Origin of the sequence: Exiguobacterium artemiae, from assembly GCF_033342815.1 — a bacterium.
GTDB lineage: Bacteria > Bacillota > Bacilli > Exiguobacteriales > Exiguobacteriaceae > Exiguobacterium_A > Exiguobacterium_A artemiae_A.
Genome location: NZ_JAWPEN010000014.1, coordinates 53,874 through 71,176, shown reverse-complemented (window position 1 = coordinate 71,176; position 17,303 = coordinate 53,874). Strand labels below are relative to the sequence as shown.

Here is a 17,303-nt window from a genome sequence, read left to right as displayed (position 1 = left end):
ATGAATCAAGCCGTAGAAGATATCAATCAATCAATCTCCATTGAAGCTTTTATTGAAGAGGTCTGGGATCGAGTCTCGACCACTCGTTCTCTATCTAAATGGTTTATGCCGAACGATCTCATTGCAAGTCCAGGGTATCAGTTTCATCTTCAATCTCCATTTGGACTATCTCCCTGTATGGTACTCAGCGTACTGCCTGAAAAATAATTTATCATTTCGTTGGGATGAAGATGGATTGATCGTTACTTTCTATTTGAGTAAATTTAAAGGCTTTACTCTCTTCACTGTACATCATAGCGGATGGAAAAATGCTGATGATCTTGTCTCAAAAACAAATCAACCACAAGACTATGTAAGTAATTTCATACCTCAGGGCTGGTATGGAATGTTGCAAAAACTGAAAGAAACGTTTTAATCAAAGTCGTGTACATTTTTTTCAGACAAAGTATAGTCTGTGATTTTAAGATGACCTCCCTTATAGTTTGCTTAAGTTAGACATCATCAAAACAAAGGAAGTGTCGTAATGTTTGATCGGTTTAATAAAGAAGAGCACCAACAAATCATTCAATCCATTCAAGATTTTTTCTTAGAAGAGCGCGACGAAGAATTATCTGAGTTCGCTGCAGACCGCGTTTTCGATTTTATCAAAGCGTCAGTTGCAGTTCATTTTTATAATGTTGGAATTCAAGATGCTCATGCAGCGGTCTTAAATCAATTTTCATCGTTAGATGATGAGTTGCTAACGCTCGAGCGTCCAGTATCTAAATAAATTCTATTTAAGTGCTTCGTTTTACCCGTCCTAAGAAAGTGTGCGCCGGCGCACACTTTTTTACATGATCCATGGTAAACCTTGAAGGTACGCGAGCCATGTCCAGAGAAGCCAATCGGAGGACCAATTTCCTTTCGTATATGTTCCATCAACTAATTCCATTCTTCAAACGATCAACTCATTTCGTTATAAGGGGGGTCACAGTGCATGTTATCTTGTTTCACGTGAAACATCATCGACCATTCGAGTTTTCCTGATTCATACTTACACACCTCTCGTCATATTTTATGGACGTCGGGACGATGATCTCTAATCTATCCATTTCAGTCGATTTATGAAAACAAAAAATGACGCGTTGATGACTGATTGCTTACTTCTACGCGTAGATTTACACTTCAACAATTCCTCGTAATGAATTTATCTTTCATATTAATTATGGTACGTGAAATAACAAAAAGTATGCACCGACGCATACTTTTTGTTTCCCTTTGCCTTTTCACTTTTACGAGAGACTTACCATCTTATAAGTTTAGTTTCAAAATTTAAATTGAGATCATCGTTCAATTTAAATGGCTATATCTTGGACTTACAAGTTTAGAGATAATGACTTTAAAAAGCGAATGAACTTCTGCAGACTCTTGGTACGTTTCCTTTTCAGGTTAACCATGAATTCTATCCGAACAGGCGTAGATAAATCAGTTTTGATTCCCTGCATCGTTTTTCGATTATCTAAAATGCGCTTCGGTACGACACTCATGCTCATCCCTGACTCTACAGCATGCAAATGGACTCGATTGTATCGAACTCCATTATTCTAAGATCTGTATATCCATTGTCCTTCTCGACTTCGAATGTTTTGGTCCGGTACGTACACGTAGTGTCACGATTAACGAAGAGCGTCGGGCATCCATCTTCTACAAACTTGAAGTCCTGATGTGACAAGATTACTATATCTTCAGAAAAACTATGTACGGACTCAAAGCGTTCTTCGTCGAATAATCCATTGACAAACACGCTATCGATTTCACCATAGAAGAGCATTTCCTGCAACCGTTGCTTGTCTTGCGTCTTCATCGACATGCCAATGTCATCGTTCTCTTCCATGAAGAGCAAAAAGATTTTTGGAAGCATCGCCGCCGATACAGTCTGTGTTGTATCGATGGCCAAGTATTCTCTCCATTTCTTTTTGTTGATTGCGGATTTCGCATCCTGCACTAACTTCAGGATATCCTTGGCATATTTGTACAGCGTAGTCCCTTCTTCCGTCAATTTCACTTCAAGATTACTCTGGATCAGTAAACGGGCACCTAGCTCGTCCTCAAGAATCTTCATTCGCTGACTGACGTTCGATTAAACATAATCCAACTTCTCAGCTGCTCTCGAAATCGAATGTAAATTTGCTACATGCTTGAAAATCAATAAATCCTGGGTCTCCAATGTCATCATTCCTTTCTGATATCACTCACATTGATACCGTGGTCATTATCAAGAATTGTACTCCCGTCTCGAATAGAAACATAATGAAATCAATCACATAAAAGAAGAGTTAAAATTTTCGATAATTTTAAAAGATACAGTAGCCAACGCGACAGGAGCTAGGTCCGGCATCGGCCGCCGAAGGAGCAAATGTTATCGTCAATTATAGTCAGTCTGAATAAGGGGCACTTGGGCCGTAGAATAGATTGTTAATAAGGGTAGTTTAGCATTGCCTTATCGAGCAGATGCCTTAAAAGAATTTGAGGTTCTGGATATGGTCACCCATATCATCTCCATACTTAGTAGAATTGATTTTTTGGTAACAATGCAATTATCATGTCTCAGATTCCTATTAGTGAACTGAATGAAGTGACGGAAGAGATATGAAACTCTCTATTTGCACTTAATGTGAAAGGCATGTTCCATTGTGTGAAGGCCGTCTTCCCATACATGAAAAAACAATTCGCAGGTGCAATCGTCAACCTTGGGAGCGTAGCGGGAGTGAGCGGCATCAGTTCTTCCATCCCTTATGCAACCACGAAATCGGCATCCATACGATGACACGCTCACTCACACCTAATGTTCGCGTTAACTATATCTCCCCATGAGCTGTCACCACGCGGTGGTGGGCTGGGAATGATGAATGGTTTGGCGGGTTAACCTTCCATTGAAGAGAATCTCCACATCGGAGGATAACGCGGATTCTGTCCTATTCCAGTTGACAAAATTCCTCATAATGGGGCAAGTCTTCGTGATTGATAATGGTCAAACGCTCTGAAGCTTAAACGATGCAAGATACATATAGACCGATGTATTTTTCAAAAAGTGTGCGCCGGCGCACACTTTTTGAAAATCTCCTCACATTTAACAATACATGCTATGCTTGTTGTATTGAATTAAGGGGGCGATGCATCATGGACTCTACCTCATCCGTCCAACATAGACAACTTGTTGTATCTCAAGCAGCGAAGACATTGCTCGAGAACGATGTTACCGAACAACTGATCTCGATCGATATCATCGATGTCGAAGCCTATGTAAATCAACTCTATGAAGAGTACTATGAGTTTCAGAACGAAGAAGATGTCTATACAAAACTTCGTTATTACTCATTTAAGAAACTGAAACGGCGCTGGGTTCGTGCAGCTGTTAAAAACTATCTTGAGAATAAAGGGCCGATGAAAGAATTACGTGGTCTTCATAAGATGTATCTCGAGTACTGGGACATTGCCGGGAAAGAGGGATTCCAGCGAAAGTTCTCTGCTGATAGTGTTGAGAAATTAATGCAGGAACATGTACAGGAGCTTGAAGAATGGGCCGAGAATAATAACTTACTGATCCATACCTACCCGCATTGGGGACAAAAAACGAAAAATCAACAAACGACGACGATGCGAACAGATATTTTAATGGTCATTGGAGAAGTTGCGAAGGAATTGCAACGAGCGCAACCAAAGGCACATGTAGCTACTTCTACTTCAATTACTGTACCCTTTTTCGGAATCGCTGATCGTATGAAGAATTCGACAGAAAAATTCAGTCAGGGTGAAAGCATGTTGAGTGATTTATCCCTCGATCTACATGATTATTCCGCTGTTGTACCTAAATATAAACAAGGTGTACCGAATAATTTATCTGTTCTTGTAAGTAACGAATTTATTGCCGAGCTCGAAGGAAATGTACCGGATCTTGACGCACGCGATTTTGAGGCACTTAATGAGATTCTGTCTTATCGAGATGTAACTTTCCAGACCAGTCGGAAAATTGTTTTTCCGATTTCGAAACTCGTTAAAAAGATTTATGGAAACGATAGTGGTAAGAGTTACACTCTTACAACACAGCGTCTTGTAAAGCTTGGTTATTATCGTGTTGCAGTTAGAAGTGAAGAAGGCGATCTTTCCATTTTTGGTCTCTTCTCTTCTGTCAAAATTAGCGGAGCTTCTTCTATTAAACGGGATACTCAAATCACTGTCACTGTTTCTGAAGAAGTCTATGATGATCTATTGAAACAACAGATCATTAGTATATACGGGGAACAAATTGAGCGATTAAAGGGGACTTTTGCTTATCATTTATCCTTTGTTCTTCAAAAAGAACGGCTAAGTTCTTACCAACTGAATGAAGAAACGCCAGCAAAACGCCACTGGCGTCAGTTCACGCATTCTATCCGATTTAATAAAAGTCGGAAGGCGGAGAATTTGAAAGAACTTGAACTAAATTTGGATCGCATTAAAGAACTTGATTTTATCATCCGAGACTGGCATCGATCTGGAGATTTCTACTTCTTGTACTTCCATCCGTTAGAGCGCTGGGAACATCATGATCGGAGTAATGCACTTCTACTTTAAGCATGTGTTGGTTGTATTTAAGAGCAAGTGTAGTGAAAAACAAATATACGAATAAACAAGAAGAGCGTACGAGATTTTTTATCTCGTACGCTTTTCTTGTTGCTTATTTCTTAAGGCCGACTTAAATATGCTACAAACTTTTGTCAGGCTATTTTAAATGTAATCATTCATCCTTAAAGTAATAAAATTTCATTCCCTAATCTTTTGACCACTTATATGATAGTAGTTGTTAGACGATCCGCAGTGAAAGAACATATTACCGTAGTACTTTTCAAAACCCATATTAATTAGCCTCATGTAGTTTAATACCCATACATACCTAATAATGATGATAAACAGAACACAAATGAATCCTATGTAAAATAATCGCGTCAAAAAAAGAACATATGTTCCTATTTATTTTATTGAATCCTAATATATTTTTAACACATTGCACATAAACATTTGTTTAGCTGAAAATTAAAGACTGATCAAAAATGTCGAATCATGTCGTAAAACGACCAATTTTGATTTTTAGTTAGCCCTTTCCGTACTAAACTTGCACTTTTTTCAACATTTTAACTCCTTTTTGTCGTTTTAGACCGTACTGAAACGACACTCTGATTGTATTGATCGCTAAGTTCCGTACCGAAACAACATTTTAATTGAAATGGTCGCTAAATCCCGTACTAAAGTAACATTTATCAAAAAAAGTACTTTTTTAATAAAAATTTTTAAAGCTCTTTTTTTGTTCTTTGGTCGCCAGATCCCGTACTGAAACAGCATTTTTCACTATACTGGTCGTTAAATACCGTACTGAAACAACACTTTTCATCAGTTGGTCGTTAAATACCGTACTGAAATGACATTTCTGCTTCATTGCCTTTAAAAATTATAGAGCTAAAAAGTACTTCTACGGCGCTACTATGCGATTCTTTGAATTTTGGTCGTTTTTAACCGTACCGAAATGACATGTTTTTTTGCTCTGAGAACGGCTTCACACCAACGTTTTTAACGGTTTGGTCGTTCCTTACCGTACCGTAGTTACATTTTGACAGTTGCTCTTTTGAACAGGATACTAGGTGTAATAGTTCAGAGTAGAGGAGGTGTAGGTATGTCATTCAACCATGAAAATCGTCACGTATTAATTGCCAATAAAGTACTTATTGCGATGAGCGGTCTCACGCGATGGACAAAACGACAAGAAGGTTTTATGTATGAAAAGCACCATTATAATATCCCAGGGCCGTTTCTAGCTTTGAAATGGACAAAATCACGAATTCGTCATCTCATCACACTTTTAACTCACTGTGACGACAAAGGAATGCTCTCGCTAATTGAGAGCTCACAATTAGCAGAATATGCCCATACTTCCGTTCGTTCACTTCATGATAACCTACGCCTCTTTGAAGAAGTAGGACTGTTGCGGTATTCTGTCCACTTCTCTGGCGTCATCTCGATCGAGCTCATTGACTACCTTGCAAACTATCGTGACCTCTTTGAGGAATCTGGCACTTACATGTCAAAAACCGGCTATACGTCTGTCTGGTGTGAAATGGTTCGTCACTTGATGGAAATTGAACATGTTAATATTTTACGTGTTGCGCTACGTGCATTGGTACAGGTAGAACGGGATATCCATGTCCAATCTCAAAAACAAGCTACACTTACCTATGATGAAGTGAAAGGGTTCCTGCCACGCTATTGTGGTCATCGTCTTGCCGTCAAAGGCATGCTCGATCAACTTTCACGCCTCTTCCGTGTGCAGCTGGTTGAAAATACGAAAGATTTCCTCAGTGCTGTGAAAGAAAATCTCTCTTTACAGAAACGCATACATACTGTTTCTCGTCCTCTTATGTTTCACGTGAAACTTGAGGATCAAGTGAATAGCAAGCGCATTAAAGAAGCTGAACGTGCTGATACATTGATTGGATGGTTCGATCTTCGAGAAATTGCGCGTGACTTTGTTGATTTTGATGCACTTGAAGTACCTGTGTCTTCACTCCAGTCTCTTAGTGATACCTATGGCTTCTCGGCCTGTGGGGAAGTCTTACGAACGATTCGAAATGACTTCCATCGCTATGGAGAAGGTCTTCAAGATACAGACGTGTACCGTCTTTTCTTTGAATCTCCGATTGTATATCTCAATGAACGTCTTCAGCAGCGTTCCAAAAAATCGGCCGTCGCATGATGGTCTATTTGTCGTGCTCTTTTTTGAAATATCGTGTAAAAAAAAGCAGTTTATCGATACAACCTACTCATTTACCGTGTGAAAAAGATAAAAATGACTTTTTAAAGAGCTTAAAAGTTCAATCATAAATGTGCTATACCTTTTTGGAAAAAAAACAAATTGTAGTTAATATAAATCAAATAAATTTTACTTATAAACAAAAAGTGCTGAATTTAATCATTTTTTTAATACTCAAAAAGCAAACATTTAAGAATTTCTCCTAATTATTCTGTCTCTTTTCAAATGCATATTTTGTCTCGATTTCATTGGTATCAAAGGGTTTTAATCCCCTTGGCTTTTTCCAATTCTTTTTAATTCTTTTTTAACTCCTTTAATTTCTCAAAATGTATTAAATACTAATAATCTGTTAGGTATCGCTATTATTTTTATAAGACCCGCAAGGTCCCAACGAATCGTTGATTCTATAGAAGATAGATCATGAGAGAAATAGATTTTACAATTCAGAATCTGTATACATTTCGACGTCGAAATGTATACTTTAAAAATTTAGTGTATACATAATTTTTATTTGAATATTGTTAGATTACCGATAAAATAATTGTTTTTCATGATCTCTTATGTGATGATGAAAAAGAAAAGGGGAGAAATGATGAATATATTAACGTTTTACATATCAAAAGGCGGTTCAGGAAAAACCACATGTTCCTTAAATATGGGACATGCCTTAGGAGAGCTCGGTTACCGGACGTTACTAGTGGACCTTGATCCACAAGGTTCTCTCAGCAAATTGATGCTCAAGGAATCAGACACCATCCAATACATGACACTGTATGATGTCCATGTGAAAGGTCTTGCCATTGAAGACGTGTTATTTGATGATGAAAAACATAATATTAGTCTTCTCCCTTCAAATGAACGGAATGCACGACTCATCAATTTGATCTCGGAACAAGACAAAATCTTCTTGTTGAAAGATATGCTTGCTCCACTTGCAAAGGAGTTTGACTGGATTATTTTGGACTCAGTTCCTTCTATCAATGAACTGTCAAAAGTGGTCCTGTCATGTGCGGATCATGTAGTCGTACCCTTTATGCCAAAAAAACTTGTATTTGATCAATTAGGTAGTACCATTCGCACTATTCGTCAGGTGAAAAAGTTCTATAATGCTGCTCTCGACATAACAGGTATTATGCCGGTTGCCATCGATTTAGGTTTAAAAGGAGATCGGGAATATGCAGAGGCGATGAAGCAGTTAGCACATGCAGAGAGTCTAGCTGTTCTTCCGGCCGTTCGTCGAGCTGCCTTTATTGAGAAAGCAGCAGACAATGGAAAAAGTGTTCTTCAATACAAGTCAAAGGAAGGACTAGAACTGGCGTTACCGTTTCGAGAACTTGCACGTCATATGACCGGAGGCAATCAAAATGAAGGCACGGAATAAACAGATTCATAAAGTGAAGCCGCAAGAGCAACATCCTTACCGGAGTGGTTTAACCGATATCGGATCTGTTGTGCAAAAGTTGCCAGTTTCGCGTGATCTTGAAAATCTTGCGGTCGAGATTAAAGAGCTAGCCAAGGTCCAAACCATCTCAGTCTTTGAAATTGGAAAACGTCTTTCAATCGCCCGATCGGAAATGCATGATAAGCAAGAATGGCGAAACTTTTTAGATGTCGTCAGCTTCTCAAATTCGCTTGCCTCACGCTACGTTAAGGCCTATGACACATTACAACCATTTGAAGAGTCGCTTGGTACATTACCGGCTTCAAAGATCTTTGAATTGATGTATGTCGAGGATCCGGAAGATGTTGTGCTACATGGTCTTCCTGTAGAAGAGGGACGTAAGCCAATCGAGCAAGCAACTGTTCGAGAGATTCGTGCCAATCGATCTAGTACATCTGGTGTAAAAGTCCGTGCTTTTCGCCAAAAAGAGGTGGCATCGACGGTTGTCTCAGCGCGAGTGCCAACAGAAACATCTGAACGTATTCAGATGTTGGCGAGTGCGAAAGGACTCAGCGTTAGTGAGTACCTCTCAAACATAATAGAAGACACGATCAGCCGTGACGTTGTGGAGAATGATCAGAATAGCGATCGGCTAGAAGGGGAGGAAGAATAGTGAAGAAAATCGCATTATACAATCGTAAAGGGGGCGTCGGAAAATCGACGACGACGATTAACCTTGCCCATGTGTACGCACGACAAGGACTACGTGTCCTCGTCATTGATGCCGATGATCAGGCTTCAACTACAAACGGTCTTGGATTAACAGATGATTACGACGGAAAAGTACTTCTTGATTGTTTAATGGAAGAACATGATCCGTTCTATATTCCGATTGAACAAGTCATTGTGACGTGTGAATATGAGAACGGTACGATTCATTTAGTACCTACACGTCGCTCAGCATCCCCAACAGGACTGACGAGTCAATTAGGGTATGAGTATCGCTTAAGCGAAGAGCTCGCTCGTCTAGAAGAGTTCTTTGATATCTGTTTAATCGATTGTCCAGGATCCACCTCTGCGTTAAATCCATATGCGCGTTGCGCACTTGTCGCACAGGATCGAATCATCATGCCGGTTCAAATGCAAAAGTTTTCGATGGATGCTGTTTATACCGCTCCTGAGGAATTAGAGGAAATGAAACGTTACAAAGCAGATATCCATATTGCCGCCTTTATTCCAACAATGGTAAGCGCCCGTTCAAAAGGGGACGTTAATACGGTGGAAGAACTGAATGAATTAGGACAAGAGGTTGGCATTCCGGTCTTAACTACGATCCCATACATTTTAAAGATTCAGTCGCTCCAACGTGAATCCCGACCAGTCATTGATCATAAAAGTCCGGCAACCGATGCCTACTTACAATTAGCAGAGGAGGTACGTGTCTTATGAGTCGAAGTCGTAAAAAGGGGCAGCCCACGTTCAAAAGCTTTCAAGGAACGATAACAGAGCCATCCGTTAATGATAGTGCCTCGGAATCCTTACGCGATGAACAAATAGAAGCTGTCAAAAAGTTTGCTGCGCCAGCGATCTCGAATCCCTATCAGTCGCTTCCAGCAACTGGCTTATCGCGTATTTTAACAAAACGGCTTCCACAAGATGTCGATGGACTGGTTCAGTATTATAATCACATTGATACCATCCAAGCGACCAGCTTTGTTGAAAAATGTCGCATCTTGGCTCATGCAAATGCTTTATTCCATAGTGAAGAAACAAGAGCTCAATTTAAAGCAGAGCAAGGAAGCTGGGCAGATTTCTTAACTAAAATTGGGCAAACACGTTCTCAAGTCAGTCGATACGTATCCTTTTGGAATGTCTTTGGCGAGAAAATTCTTCAAAAAGTGATCGATGTTGATTTTAGTGCTTCTAAATTAGCAGAATTGTTGACATGGCCAGAAGATCCAAAGTTGGCTTTACTAGAAGAACGGAAATATCCGACACAACATGGAGAACTGACGGTATATGAGATGACACGGGAGCAATTACGTGAAGTGAAGCGGATGTTGATTGAACGTCAAGAACAACGTACGCTTGAGGCCGAAGTGAAACCAGTAAAGCCCATGAAAGTACAAATCCGCTTTCCAGACTTAAAAGATCCGTTATTTATTGGCCTGACACAAGCTGCGCGAAAAGAGCAGGTATCAGAAGATGAAATCATCCGACGTGCTCTTCAAGCCTATTTAAATACAAAGTAAACGAAGTGACTCGGAAATTTGCACTAGTATATATGACGATGATTACTAAATTATCCATTTCGTATGAAGCCGTTTGAGCAGGAGGAACAACTATGTCTTACTCTAATCAGTACAAAGATGTTGAAGGTATCATTGATACGTTATTAGTACTGGATACATTCTGTGCCTCTAAAAATATTGAAATCGAAATCGTTATTGTAGGCGCCTCAGGAATACTTCTCTTTATTGAATTGATGAACAAGAAAACGACGTATCGTCCGACACGAGATATTGATATTCGAATAACAGAAGGTGTAGTGACACAAGAGCTTAAGGCCGCACTTCAAGAGTATGAAATTGAAATTGTCGAGGGTGTCATTCAATTCCCACCACGTGAAGATTTTCAGGAAAATGATTTTCGACATAAGATTGAAGGTCTATTTGAAGCGATTGAAGTTTATGTACCAGATATCGAACTCTTAGCGTGTACTAAAATATTTTCTTCTAGACAGAAAGATTTAGAAGACCTTGAAAGTACAAATTTGTTGGAGTTGTGTGATAGGAGTAAGCTGCTTGAGCTTGTCGAAGAGTACAAATCAAACATGACCTGGAATGATCCATTTTGTAATGTGCATGACTTGAGTCGAATTTTTCAAGAAAAGGGTATATAATTAGTAAAACTACTTGAGAGGAGGGTGACACATGATCGATGAAAGAAATGCGCGATTCCGAGAAGAACTGACAAACGAATTGAATCGTCTGCAAGTAGGCAGTTCGAATTATCGTCAACAGACCGCTCAAAAGGCGTTAGATTTAAGTCGGCATGTTACAGCACCTGAATCTTTACGTGATCGTGAAACTGCTCGTCACTATGTTAAAACTGCTCAGTTACAAGTGCATGAAGATCAAATAGAAGACGTGGCTAAAATGATGAGTATGGCAGCACGGCGTGCTTATAATACGCCGGAGAGCGCATTCTCAGTAGACATGAAAGTAAGTCTAGAAGAAAAACGTAATCGATTTAAAGCTTTTGGATTACGTGTTAAGTCATAATGCATATTTTGTTAAATCATAAGTAATAATTAAACGAATTAACATTATACAAAAAAGGGATCTTATTCATTCCATCGAGAATGTAAGATCCTTTTTGTGTGTTGTAAAACAGAGAAGCCAGGTAAACAGGCCCGTTGAGGAATTAGGTGGAAGTATAAAAATTAGTTATTTTCGTTTTTAGAATATTGTTGCGTCCGCTCTCTTAAAACAGCTAATTCTATTTGTTCTTGAAGTCGCCGTTCAAAGGACTCTTGATCGCGTTGAGCAATGGCTAGCTCTAACAACAATTTACGATTTTCTTCTTCTAGTTGCTCCGCTTTGTGACTTCGTGTTTTTAACTCATCTACCAAATCGGCCAATGTTTTATTTTGTCGATACAATTGGTCACGTTCTTCTTCTAACTTCGTAATCGTACTTTCCATATGAAAGATGTCTCGCTTCATAGATGTTATCTCTTCTTTGTTCGTCAATTCAAGTCGTTCTCTTTGCTCCTTTGATTGTGCCAAAGCAATTTCGACTTTTTCAAGTTTATCTTGTAATTCATCGATTTCTTGGTGATGGGAAGACGTTTTTTCCATGTACTCTATTTCCAATGCTTCTTTTGTCTGTGCGACGTCTGCTTCTAAATGTGTTACTGCTTCTAAATGACGCGATTGGATCCGCTGATTTTCATGTTGGAACTTCTCAAGGCGTGCAGCTCGTTCTTGAAAGAGAAGAGTAATTTGCTTAATCGAAGATTCTAACACAGCATCTTCTTCACTCAGTTTTGGGTCAATTGCTTTTTGCTCTGCCAATACAATAAATTCTTCGAATAATTGATTTGTTGTAATTTGACGCCCCTTTAAGAGTTCCCCAATTTTTTCGGTGACTTCTTCAGATAGACGAAATGATTTATTTTTCATTTCAATAGACAATAGACTTACCTCGCTCTTAGAAATAGTTAATTATGTCTAGCATACCATGATTAGATGATTTATAAATCATGATAAAGATTACCGATAAAATAGTAATTTTCTTATTAGTTCTACAACTTGTTATGATTATCAACATGTCAGTTTTAAGTAAAATCAAATAGTACTTAAAATCTCGAATTCAGTCAGATATTGAGTTAGAAATAAAAACAAATATAGCTTATAAAATGCTTCAAATTAAGTATGAGAAACTTGAAAGTTTTTCATATTAGAATTTACTTCAAAGAACACAAGATGATATGGGATACCAAATTTTTCAAAAAATAAGTCAAGTACTTGACTTATTAAGTACATTTATTACTGTCGTTACAGTATCATTTTTTTTAATCCAATTCCATCGGATATTTGTTTTGATTATTTTTTTAGCAGCTATACCCATCGTAATCATTCAATCAAAATTACGTCATCTTGAATTTTTTAGTTTTAAGCATTTGTCCTTGGAATTCTAGAAATCTAAGCATAGAACGAAATGCATATTTTGATTCGAGCGTATATAAAAATGAGTGAAATATTAAAGGGATAAAAAGTCAGTTAATTTTGAATAAATAGTAAAAATTAAAAACTATTATGTTATCATTTGGTAAAGGGAGTTAAATATGTCTTTGGCGCAAATGATTTATACTAACTTGAAAATTACTCTTAAGATAAGTAAGCTACCTTTTATATTTTTAGTGTTCATAAAAATAGCACAAGGTTTTTTTCCCGTAATAAATTTGCTGATTTTACAACGATTAATTAATAATGTCCAAAATTTATTGAGTACAAACAATGAATCAATCACACTGGTCATTACGTTGTTGATAGCCCAATTTCTGATGGCGATTCTGTTTTCTATTACCAATAAATTAGAACAGTACATTGAATCTCGTATTCAATCAGACATAGAACTAGAAATGAAAGAAAAAATGGCGAAAAAAATGTTCAAAATCAATTATGAGAAGATTGAAAGTTTTGAGTTTCAGAATCTTATCCAACGCATTCAAGGGGACATGGGTTATCAAAATCTTTCAACCGATGAAACAGGTTCTTGAATTATCAACTACACTGATTACTATGATTACAATCTCCATGTTCTTGATTCAGTTCCATTGGATATTTGTTTTAATTATCTTTCTCTCTTTTATCCCAATTCTAATAATGCAATCTAGATTTGGAGCTGACAGATATTTTTTGATGAAATTTCAAACTCCTTTAGCTAGAGAACAACACTATTTGTTTGATATTTTTACTGATCGTCATCATAACAAAGAAATTCGTCTCACAAATTCACAATCTTATCTTATTGATAAATGGAAAAGTATATTCAGTAAAAATCGTATGGAAATATTGAATCAAGAAGCCAGTCAGCAAAAAAAATCTGTAGCACTGGACTCACTTAGTGGTTTGTCTTATCTATTGTCAGCTTTTTATCTGATATGGATGATTGTACATAAAACGGTTCGAGTAGGTGATTTTGTTTCGATTGTTGAGTCTATACAAAGATTGCAAAATTCTTTTTTACAATGTGCGAATATTTATTCGTCACTAAAGGAAAAGTCTTTTTATCTGAATGATTTAAATACATTGATGACGATAGAAGAAGAGGATCCTTCAACAAGAACGTATACTTTTCCGAGCGCAGTGGCAAAAAGTGGAACTTGCTCGATCTATGATAAAAAAATCACAGGTCATTATTTTTGATGAACCTACATCAGCGTTAGACCCTGAATCTGAGATTAAAATATTCAAGAAGTTCAAAGAACTATCTGAAGACAAAGTTTCAATCTTTGTGTCTCATCGTATGTATTCCTGCCATCTTGCCGATAAGATTGCTGTAATGAAGGAAGGGAAGATTGTCGAGTACGGTGATTTCACAGAATTATTAAATCTAAAAGGAGAATTTTATTCGATGTATCAAAATCAAGCAGAGATGTATATTTCAACGGAAGAAGTAGGTGTTTAATTTGAATACAATCATTATAGTTACCCTTGTCTTTTTTGGATTTATGTTCATATCATCATCACTGAGTAAGATGATGAACTTTTCGCATCATGTAAAAACCATACATGCATATCAAGTCCTTCCCGATAATCTTGTCGGTAAGTTCGCGAAAATAGATGTAGCGTTGGAAATAATTATAGGCGTCGGATTGCTGACATTACATTTTAGTTCATTATTTCTGATTATGTCAGCTTGCCTATTAACAGTGTATACGATTGCTATCGGTATCAATTTGTTTAGAGGTAGAATTGACATCGACTGTGGGTGCGGAGGAATAGTGGGTGAAAATAAAATCTCCTACAAGCTGATTGCGAGAAATATTATACTAGTTATTTTAATGGCTTTGAGTTTGATATACGTTCAAAATTCTAGTGTTTCTTTTAGCGAGGTATATGTCATTAGTCTTCTGATGGTTATTCAAATTTTCTACGTCATGAAATCAATCTCAAAAATAAAGTCGTTTAAACAACATTATGAATCACTTGGAGGTAATTATGAGTAATCTATTTATCATCATCGCTTTTTTAATTTTATGGACTATCGTAATCGTACAAGGCTTTATCCTGTATACTTTCACAAAAGAAGTTGATGAATTTTCAAAAAAATCATTAGTATAAACCCTAATGAAAGTGAGGAATAAATGTCTATGATTTTATTACTGCTAATATTAATTTCGCTCAGTATTTTGGTTAATGGTTTTAATTTGTTCAAATTATTCAAAAAATTGAATTTTTTTATAAGCATTATTCAACAAAATTCATTAGCATCTTATGATCTTGAAATTCAATTGGGAGCAACAGCTCCTGATTTTAACTTGAAGGATCAATTCGGTAAAGTCATATCTATTAAAGAAAACAACAAAATCAATTTCATTTTCATTTCTCCTACTTGTCCCACATGTAAAAAATTGATTAAACAGTTACATAAGCTCAAGGACGACGTTTTAAAAGAAATCGTATTCGTATCGCAAGGAGAAATTGATGAGGAATATATAAATGAGCTGACACTAAAAAAATATCTTATGTGAATTCCATGAAGGTCGTAGATGACTTCAATATAAGAGGTGTGCCAAAACTTGTTAGGATTGGTGAGAAAAATGTGATTCATACAGTAGAAACACTCACATCAATTAATGATTTAACTAAAAATTTTAAGGCTGCCTAATGAATCGAATTAGTGTTTGTCAAAAGGATGTGGATGAGAATCATGAAAAAGAAAATGATTACATCAATTCTTCTAACTTTTTCACTATTCTACTTACTTAGTATTGGTTCACAAAGTTTATATAGTAACTGGATAAATAACAAAAAAGGAAATGATACCAATAACTTTTTCCTAAGAATCATTAGGCCCATTGATGAAAGAGAAATATCTCTGAACATACCTAAGAATAAAGACTCTAAGGAAGAAGTAACATCTAAAAAAATTGAAATTAGTTATTTGCTTGATGGATATGGACATGGTAAGAGTGATGCGACATTGATGGGGGTTATAAATTCTCTTATTTATGTAGTACAAAACTCTTTGATTTGGATAGCTGCTGTTGTCACGATATTTATCTTCATTCGCTGGACTAAGAAAAAAGAAAAAAATAAGAAGATGATTGCTTCCTATAAAAAGAACGACGATATAAGATTAAATCCAATCAAAAATGGTAAATTCGATTCCTCACAGCAGATGACGAACGAATTAAATGTTTCGAGTAATATTCGAAATTTGATTATAGATTTTAATGATCAACTTCCGAAAAGACTTCGTAGAAAATCTACTGAAACACTCAATCAATGGAGTGACAGATTGAACTTGCATATCGATTTCGATATATACAGGGAAGTAAGATACGGTGAAAAAGAGGAGGTGGCCATTGAGTCGGAAGAGATAGAACGACTTGAGGCTGGATTGTACGTATATTTACAAGAAAATAAGGGGGCACAAGAATGAAAATTACTAAATTGAAACAGCAGCTTAATTCTATCTATCTCGGTAAGCCTGATGTCATAGATTTATGTTTGACGGCATTGATTGCAGAAGGGCATATCCTGCTTGAAGATGTTCCTGGTACTGGGAAGACGATGCTTGCAAAAGCCCTCGCGCATAGCTTCGATAGTACATTCTCTCGTATTCAGTTCACAGCAGATCTCCTTCCGTCTGATGTCATTGGTTCTGACTTCTTTAACTTAAAAACACAGGATTTCGAGAATAAACGTGGTCCATTGTTCGCGAACGTGGTCTTAATCGATGAAATCAATCGAGCAGTGCCACGTACTCAATCAGCATTGCTTGAAGCGATGGAGGAGCGTCAGGTCTCAATCGGTGGTACTACTTATCAGATGCCGACACCATTCTTTGTTATCGCCACACAAAACCCAATCGAATCTGCCGGCACGTTCCCTCTGCCGGATGCCCAACTCGATCGATTCATGGTCTCTATTGAAGTGGGATATCCAGATTTCGAAAACGAGCGCCAGCTACTTTCAGAAATTTTAGCCAATGTTCGCCGGACGGCAGTCGGTATCGTAACAGGTAGCGATTTGATTTCCTGGCAAGAAGGTGCGCGCCTTGTTCACGCGTCACAAGACGTGCTCGATTATCTTCTTCACATCGTCCATGCGACTCGGAATCATGAACTTATTGAGGTTGGCGTTAGCCCACGTGGCGCAATTGCCCTGCTGCGCGCTTCCCAAAGCTATGCTTTCTTGAATCAAAGGGATTTCATTATTCCCGAAGATATTAAATATCTGGCGAAGCACGTCCTGTCTCATCGTCTGACACTAACACTCGAAGGTGGAATCAAGACGACGAAATTCGCTATATTGAATCATATTTTGGACGATGTGCCGGTTCCGGTCGAAATGGGGTAATCGAC

General features: G+C 37.5%; 21 protein-coding genes. 19 read left to right on the top strand and 2 right to left on the bottom strand.

Features of this window, described 5'->3' with window-relative positions; translation table 11 throughout:
* The 3 genes from R7V76_RS12755 to R7V76_RS12745 all read left to right on the top strand — a co-directional run bounded on the left by R7V76_RS12755 (position 1) and on the right by R7V76_RS12745 (position 769).
* Positions 1 to 207, top strand: a complete 207-nt coding sequence (locus tag R7V76_RS12755) for a hypothetical protein (RefSeq protein WP_318092907.1) — start codon at positions 1 to 3, stop codon at positions 205 to 207.
* Between the two features lie 46 nt (positions 208 to 253).
* Positions 254 to 415 carry a hypothetical protein gene (locus R7V76_RS12750; RefSeq protein WP_318092905.1) on the top strand — a complete coding sequence of 54 codons (162 nt, stop codon included), beginning with the start codon at positions 254 to 256 and terminating at the stop codon, positions 413 to 415.
* Between the two features lie 108 nt (positions 416 to 523).
* Positions 524 to 769 (top strand): DUF2164 domain-containing protein, encoded by a 246-nt coding sequence (locus R7V76_RS12745; protein WP_318092903.1) that lies wholly within the window; start codon positions 524 to 526, stop codon positions 767 to 769.
* A 771-nt stretch (positions 770 to 1,540) separates the two neighbouring features.
* Here the strand turns inward: R7V76_RS12745 and R7V76_RS12740 are convergent.
* Positions 1,541 to 2,101 carry a LysR family transcriptional regulator gene (locus R7V76_RS12740; RefSeq protein WP_318092902.1) on the bottom strand — a complete coding sequence of 187 codons (561 nt, stop codon included), beginning with the start codon at positions 2,099 to 2,101 and terminating at the stop codon, positions 1,541 to 1,543.
* A 561-nt stretch (positions 2,102 to 2,662) separates the two neighbouring features.
* Between R7V76_RS12740 and R7V76_RS12735 the strand changes: the two genes are divergently transcribed.
* The 9 genes from R7V76_RS12735 (at position 2,663) to R7V76_RS12695 (ending at position 11,485) form a co-directional block, all read left to right on the top strand.
* Positions 2,663 to 2,806 carry an SDR family NAD(P)-dependent oxidoreductase gene (locus R7V76_RS12735; RefSeq protein WP_318092901.1) on the top strand — a complete coding sequence of 48 codons (144 nt, stop codon included), beginning with the start codon at positions 2,663 to 2,665 and terminating at the stop codon, positions 2,804 to 2,806.
* Positions 2,807 to 3,159: 353 nt separating this feature from the next.
* Positions 3,160 to 4,593, top strand: a complete 1,434-nt coding sequence (locus R7V76_RS12730) for a hypothetical protein (protein ID WP_318092899.1) — start codon at positions 3,160 to 3,162, stop codon at positions 4,591 to 4,593.
* Positions 4,594 to 5,686: 1,093 nt separating this feature from the next.
* Positions 5,687 to 6,763 carry a hypothetical protein gene (locus R7V76_RS12725; protein ID WP_318092897.1) on the top strand — a complete coding sequence of 359 codons (1,077 nt, stop codon included), beginning with the start codon at positions 5,687 to 5,689 and terminating at the stop codon, positions 6,761 to 6,763.
* A 622-nt stretch (positions 6,764 to 7,385) separates the two neighbouring features.
* Positions 7,386 to 8,201 carry a ParA family protein gene (locus R7V76_RS12720; protein ID WP_318092894.1) on the top strand — a complete coding sequence of 272 codons (816 nt, stop codon included), beginning with the start codon at positions 7,386 to 7,388 and terminating at the stop codon, positions 8,199 to 8,201.
* Positions 8,185 to 8,874 carry a DUF3102 domain-containing protein gene (locus tag R7V76_RS12715; RefSeq protein WP_318092892.1) on the top strand — a complete coding sequence of 230 codons (690 nt, stop codon included), beginning with the start codon at positions 8,185 to 8,187 and terminating at the stop codon, positions 8,872 to 8,874. Before R7V76_RS12720 ends, R7V76_RS12715 begins: the two co-directional genes overlap by 17 nt.
* The gene (locus R7V76_RS12710; RefSeq protein ID WP_318092891.1) at positions 8,874 to 9,650 is read left to right on the top strand and encodes a ParA family protein; all 777 of its coding nucleotides are present in this window, start codon (positions 8,874 to 8,876) and stop codon (positions 9,648 to 9,650) included. Before R7V76_RS12715 ends, R7V76_RS12710 begins: the two co-directional genes overlap by 1 nt.
* Positions 9,647 to 10,453 carry a hypothetical protein gene (locus tag R7V76_RS12705; RefSeq protein WP_318092890.1) on the top strand — a complete coding sequence of 269 codons (807 nt, stop codon included), beginning with the start codon at positions 9,647 to 9,649 and terminating at the stop codon, positions 10,451 to 10,453. Before R7V76_RS12710 ends, R7V76_RS12705 begins: the two co-directional genes overlap by 4 nt.
* A gap of 92 nt (positions 10,454 to 10,545) precedes the next feature.
* A complete protein-coding gene (locus tag R7V76_RS12700) occupies positions 10,546 to 11,103 on the top strand; it encodes a DUF6036 family nucleotidyltransferase (protein WP_318092889.1) in 558 nt (185 codons plus the stop codon).
* Between the two features lie 31 nt (positions 11,104 to 11,134).
* Positions 11,135 to 11,485: a hypothetical protein gene (locus R7V76_RS12695; RefSeq protein ID WP_318092888.1), complete on the top strand. Its 351-nt coding sequence runs from the start codon at positions 11,135 to 11,137 to the stop codon at positions 11,483 to 11,485.
* Between the two features lie 161 nt (positions 11,486 to 11,646).
* Here the strand turns inward: R7V76_RS12695 and R7V76_RS12690 are convergent, their stop codons facing one another.
* Positions 11,647 to 12,399 (bottom strand): hypothetical protein, encoded by a 753-nt coding sequence (locus tag R7V76_RS12690; RefSeq protein WP_318092886.1) that lies wholly within the window; start codon positions 12,397 to 12,399, stop codon positions 11,647 to 11,649.
* A 653-nt stretch (positions 12,400 to 13,052) separates the two neighbouring features.
* Between R7V76_RS12690 and R7V76_RS12685 the strand changes: the two genes are divergently transcribed.
* The 7 genes from R7V76_RS12685 to R7V76_RS12660 all read left to right on the top strand — a co-directional run bounded on the left by R7V76_RS12685 (position 13,053) and on the right by R7V76_RS12660 (position 17,298).
* Positions 13,053 to 13,487 carry a hypothetical protein gene (locus R7V76_RS12685; protein WP_318092884.1) on the top strand — a complete coding sequence of 145 codons (435 nt, stop codon included), beginning with the start codon at positions 13,053 to 13,055 and terminating at the stop codon, positions 13,485 to 13,487.
* Entirely contained in the window at positions 13,471 to 14,136 is a 666-nt protein-coding gene (locus R7V76_RS12680) for a hypothetical protein (protein WP_318092883.1), read from the top strand. The genes R7V76_RS12685 and R7V76_RS12680 overlap by 17 nt, the downstream gene beginning before the upstream one ends.
* Positions 14,137 to 14,224: 88 nt before the next feature.
* On the top strand, positions 14,225 to 14,398 hold the full coding sequence (locus tag R7V76_RS12675) for a hypothetical protein (RefSeq protein ID WP_318092881.1): 174 nt from the start codon (positions 14,225 to 14,227) through the stop codon (positions 14,396 to 14,398).
* Positions 14,391 to 14,939 carry a MauE/DoxX family redox-associated membrane protein gene (locus R7V76_RS16675; protein ID WP_369076253.1) on the top strand — a complete coding sequence of 183 codons (549 nt, stop codon included), beginning with the start codon at positions 14,391 to 14,393 and terminating at the stop codon, positions 14,937 to 14,939. The genes R7V76_RS12675 and R7V76_RS16675 overlap by 8 nt, the downstream gene beginning before the upstream one ends.
* A 144-nt stretch (positions 14,940 to 15,083) precedes the next feature.
* Positions 15,084 to 15,464: a TlpA family protein disulfide reductase gene (locus R7V76_RS12670; RefSeq protein ID WP_318092879.1), complete on the top strand. Its 381-nt coding sequence runs from the start codon at positions 15,084 to 15,086 to the stop codon at positions 15,462 to 15,464.
* A gap of 179 nt (positions 15,465 to 15,643) precedes the next feature.
* Positions 15,644 to 16,378 carry a hypothetical protein gene (locus tag R7V76_RS12665; RefSeq protein ID WP_318092877.1) on the top strand — a complete coding sequence of 245 codons (735 nt, stop codon included), beginning with the start codon at positions 15,644 to 15,646 and terminating at the stop codon, positions 16,376 to 16,378.
* A complete protein-coding gene (locus tag R7V76_RS12660; protein WP_318092876.1) occupies positions 16,375 to 17,298 on the top strand; it encodes an AAA family ATPase in 924 nt (307 codons plus the stop codon). Before R7V76_RS12665 ends, R7V76_RS12660 begins: the two co-directional genes overlap by 4 nt.
* Positions 17,299 to 17,303 lie beyond the last annotated feature (5 nt).

Excerpts from the sequence above, each read along its gene's own strand:
- R7V76_RS12755 (WP_318092907.1), top strand. The coding sequence starts at position 1 with ATGAATCAAGCCGTAGAAGATATCAATCAATCAATCTCCATTGAAGCT.
- R7V76_RS12745 (WP_318092903.1), top strand. The coding sequence starts at position 524 with ATGTTTGATCGGTTTAATAAAGAAGAGCACCAACAAATCATTCAATCC.
- R7V76_RS12740 (WP_318092902.1), bottom strand. The coding sequence starts at position 2,101 with ATGAAGATTCTTGAGGACGAGCTAGGTGCCCGTTTACTGATCCAGAGT.
- R7V76_RS12735 (WP_318092901.1), top strand. The coding sequence starts at position 2,663 with ATGTTCCATTGTGTGAAGGCCGTCTTCCCATACATGAAAAAACAATTC.
- R7V76_RS12730 (WP_318092899.1), top strand. The coding sequence starts at position 3,160 with ATGGACTCTACCTCATCCGTCCAACATAGACAACTTGTTGTATCTCAA.
- R7V76_RS12725 (WP_318092897.1), top strand. The coding sequence starts at position 5,687 with ATGTCATTCAACCATGAAAATCGTCACGTATTAATTGCCAATAAAGTA.
- R7V76_RS12720 (WP_318092894.1), top strand. The coding sequence starts at position 7,386 with ATGATGAAAAAGAAAAGGGGAGAAATGATGAATATATTAACGTTTTAC.
- R7V76_RS12715 (WP_318092892.1), top strand. The coding sequence starts at position 8,185 with ATGAAGGCACGGAATAAACAGATTCATAAAGTGAAGCCGCAAGAGCAA.
- R7V76_RS12705 (WP_318092890.1), top strand. The coding sequence starts at position 9,647 with ATGAGTCGAAGTCGTAAAAAGGGGCAGCCCACGTTCAAAAGCTTTCAA.
- R7V76_RS12700 (WP_318092889.1), top strand. The coding sequence starts at position 10,546 with ATGTCTTACTCTAATCAGTACAAAGATGTTGAAGGTATCATTGATACG.
- R7V76_RS12695 (WP_318092888.1), top strand. The coding sequence starts at position 11,135 with ATGATCGATGAAAGAAATGCGCGATTCCGAGAAGAACTGACAAACGAA.
- R7V76_RS12685 (WP_318092884.1), top strand. The coding sequence starts at position 13,053 with ATGTCTTTGGCGCAAATGATTTATACTAACTTGAAAATTACTCTTAAG.
- R7V76_RS12680 (WP_318092883.1), top strand. The coding sequence starts at position 13,471 with ATGAAACAGGTTCTTGAATTATCAACTACACTGATTACTATGATTACA.
- R7V76_RS12670 (WP_318092879.1), top strand. The coding sequence starts at position 15,084 with ATGATTTTATTACTGCTAATATTAATTTCGCTCAGTATTTTGGTTAAT.
- R7V76_RS12665 (WP_318092877.1), top strand. The coding sequence starts at position 15,644 with ATGAAAAAGAAAATGATTACATCAATTCTTCTAACTTTTTCACTATTC.
- R7V76_RS12660 (WP_318092876.1), top strand. The coding sequence starts at position 16,375 with ATGAAAATTACTAAATTGAAACAGCAGCTTAATTCTATCTATCTCGGT.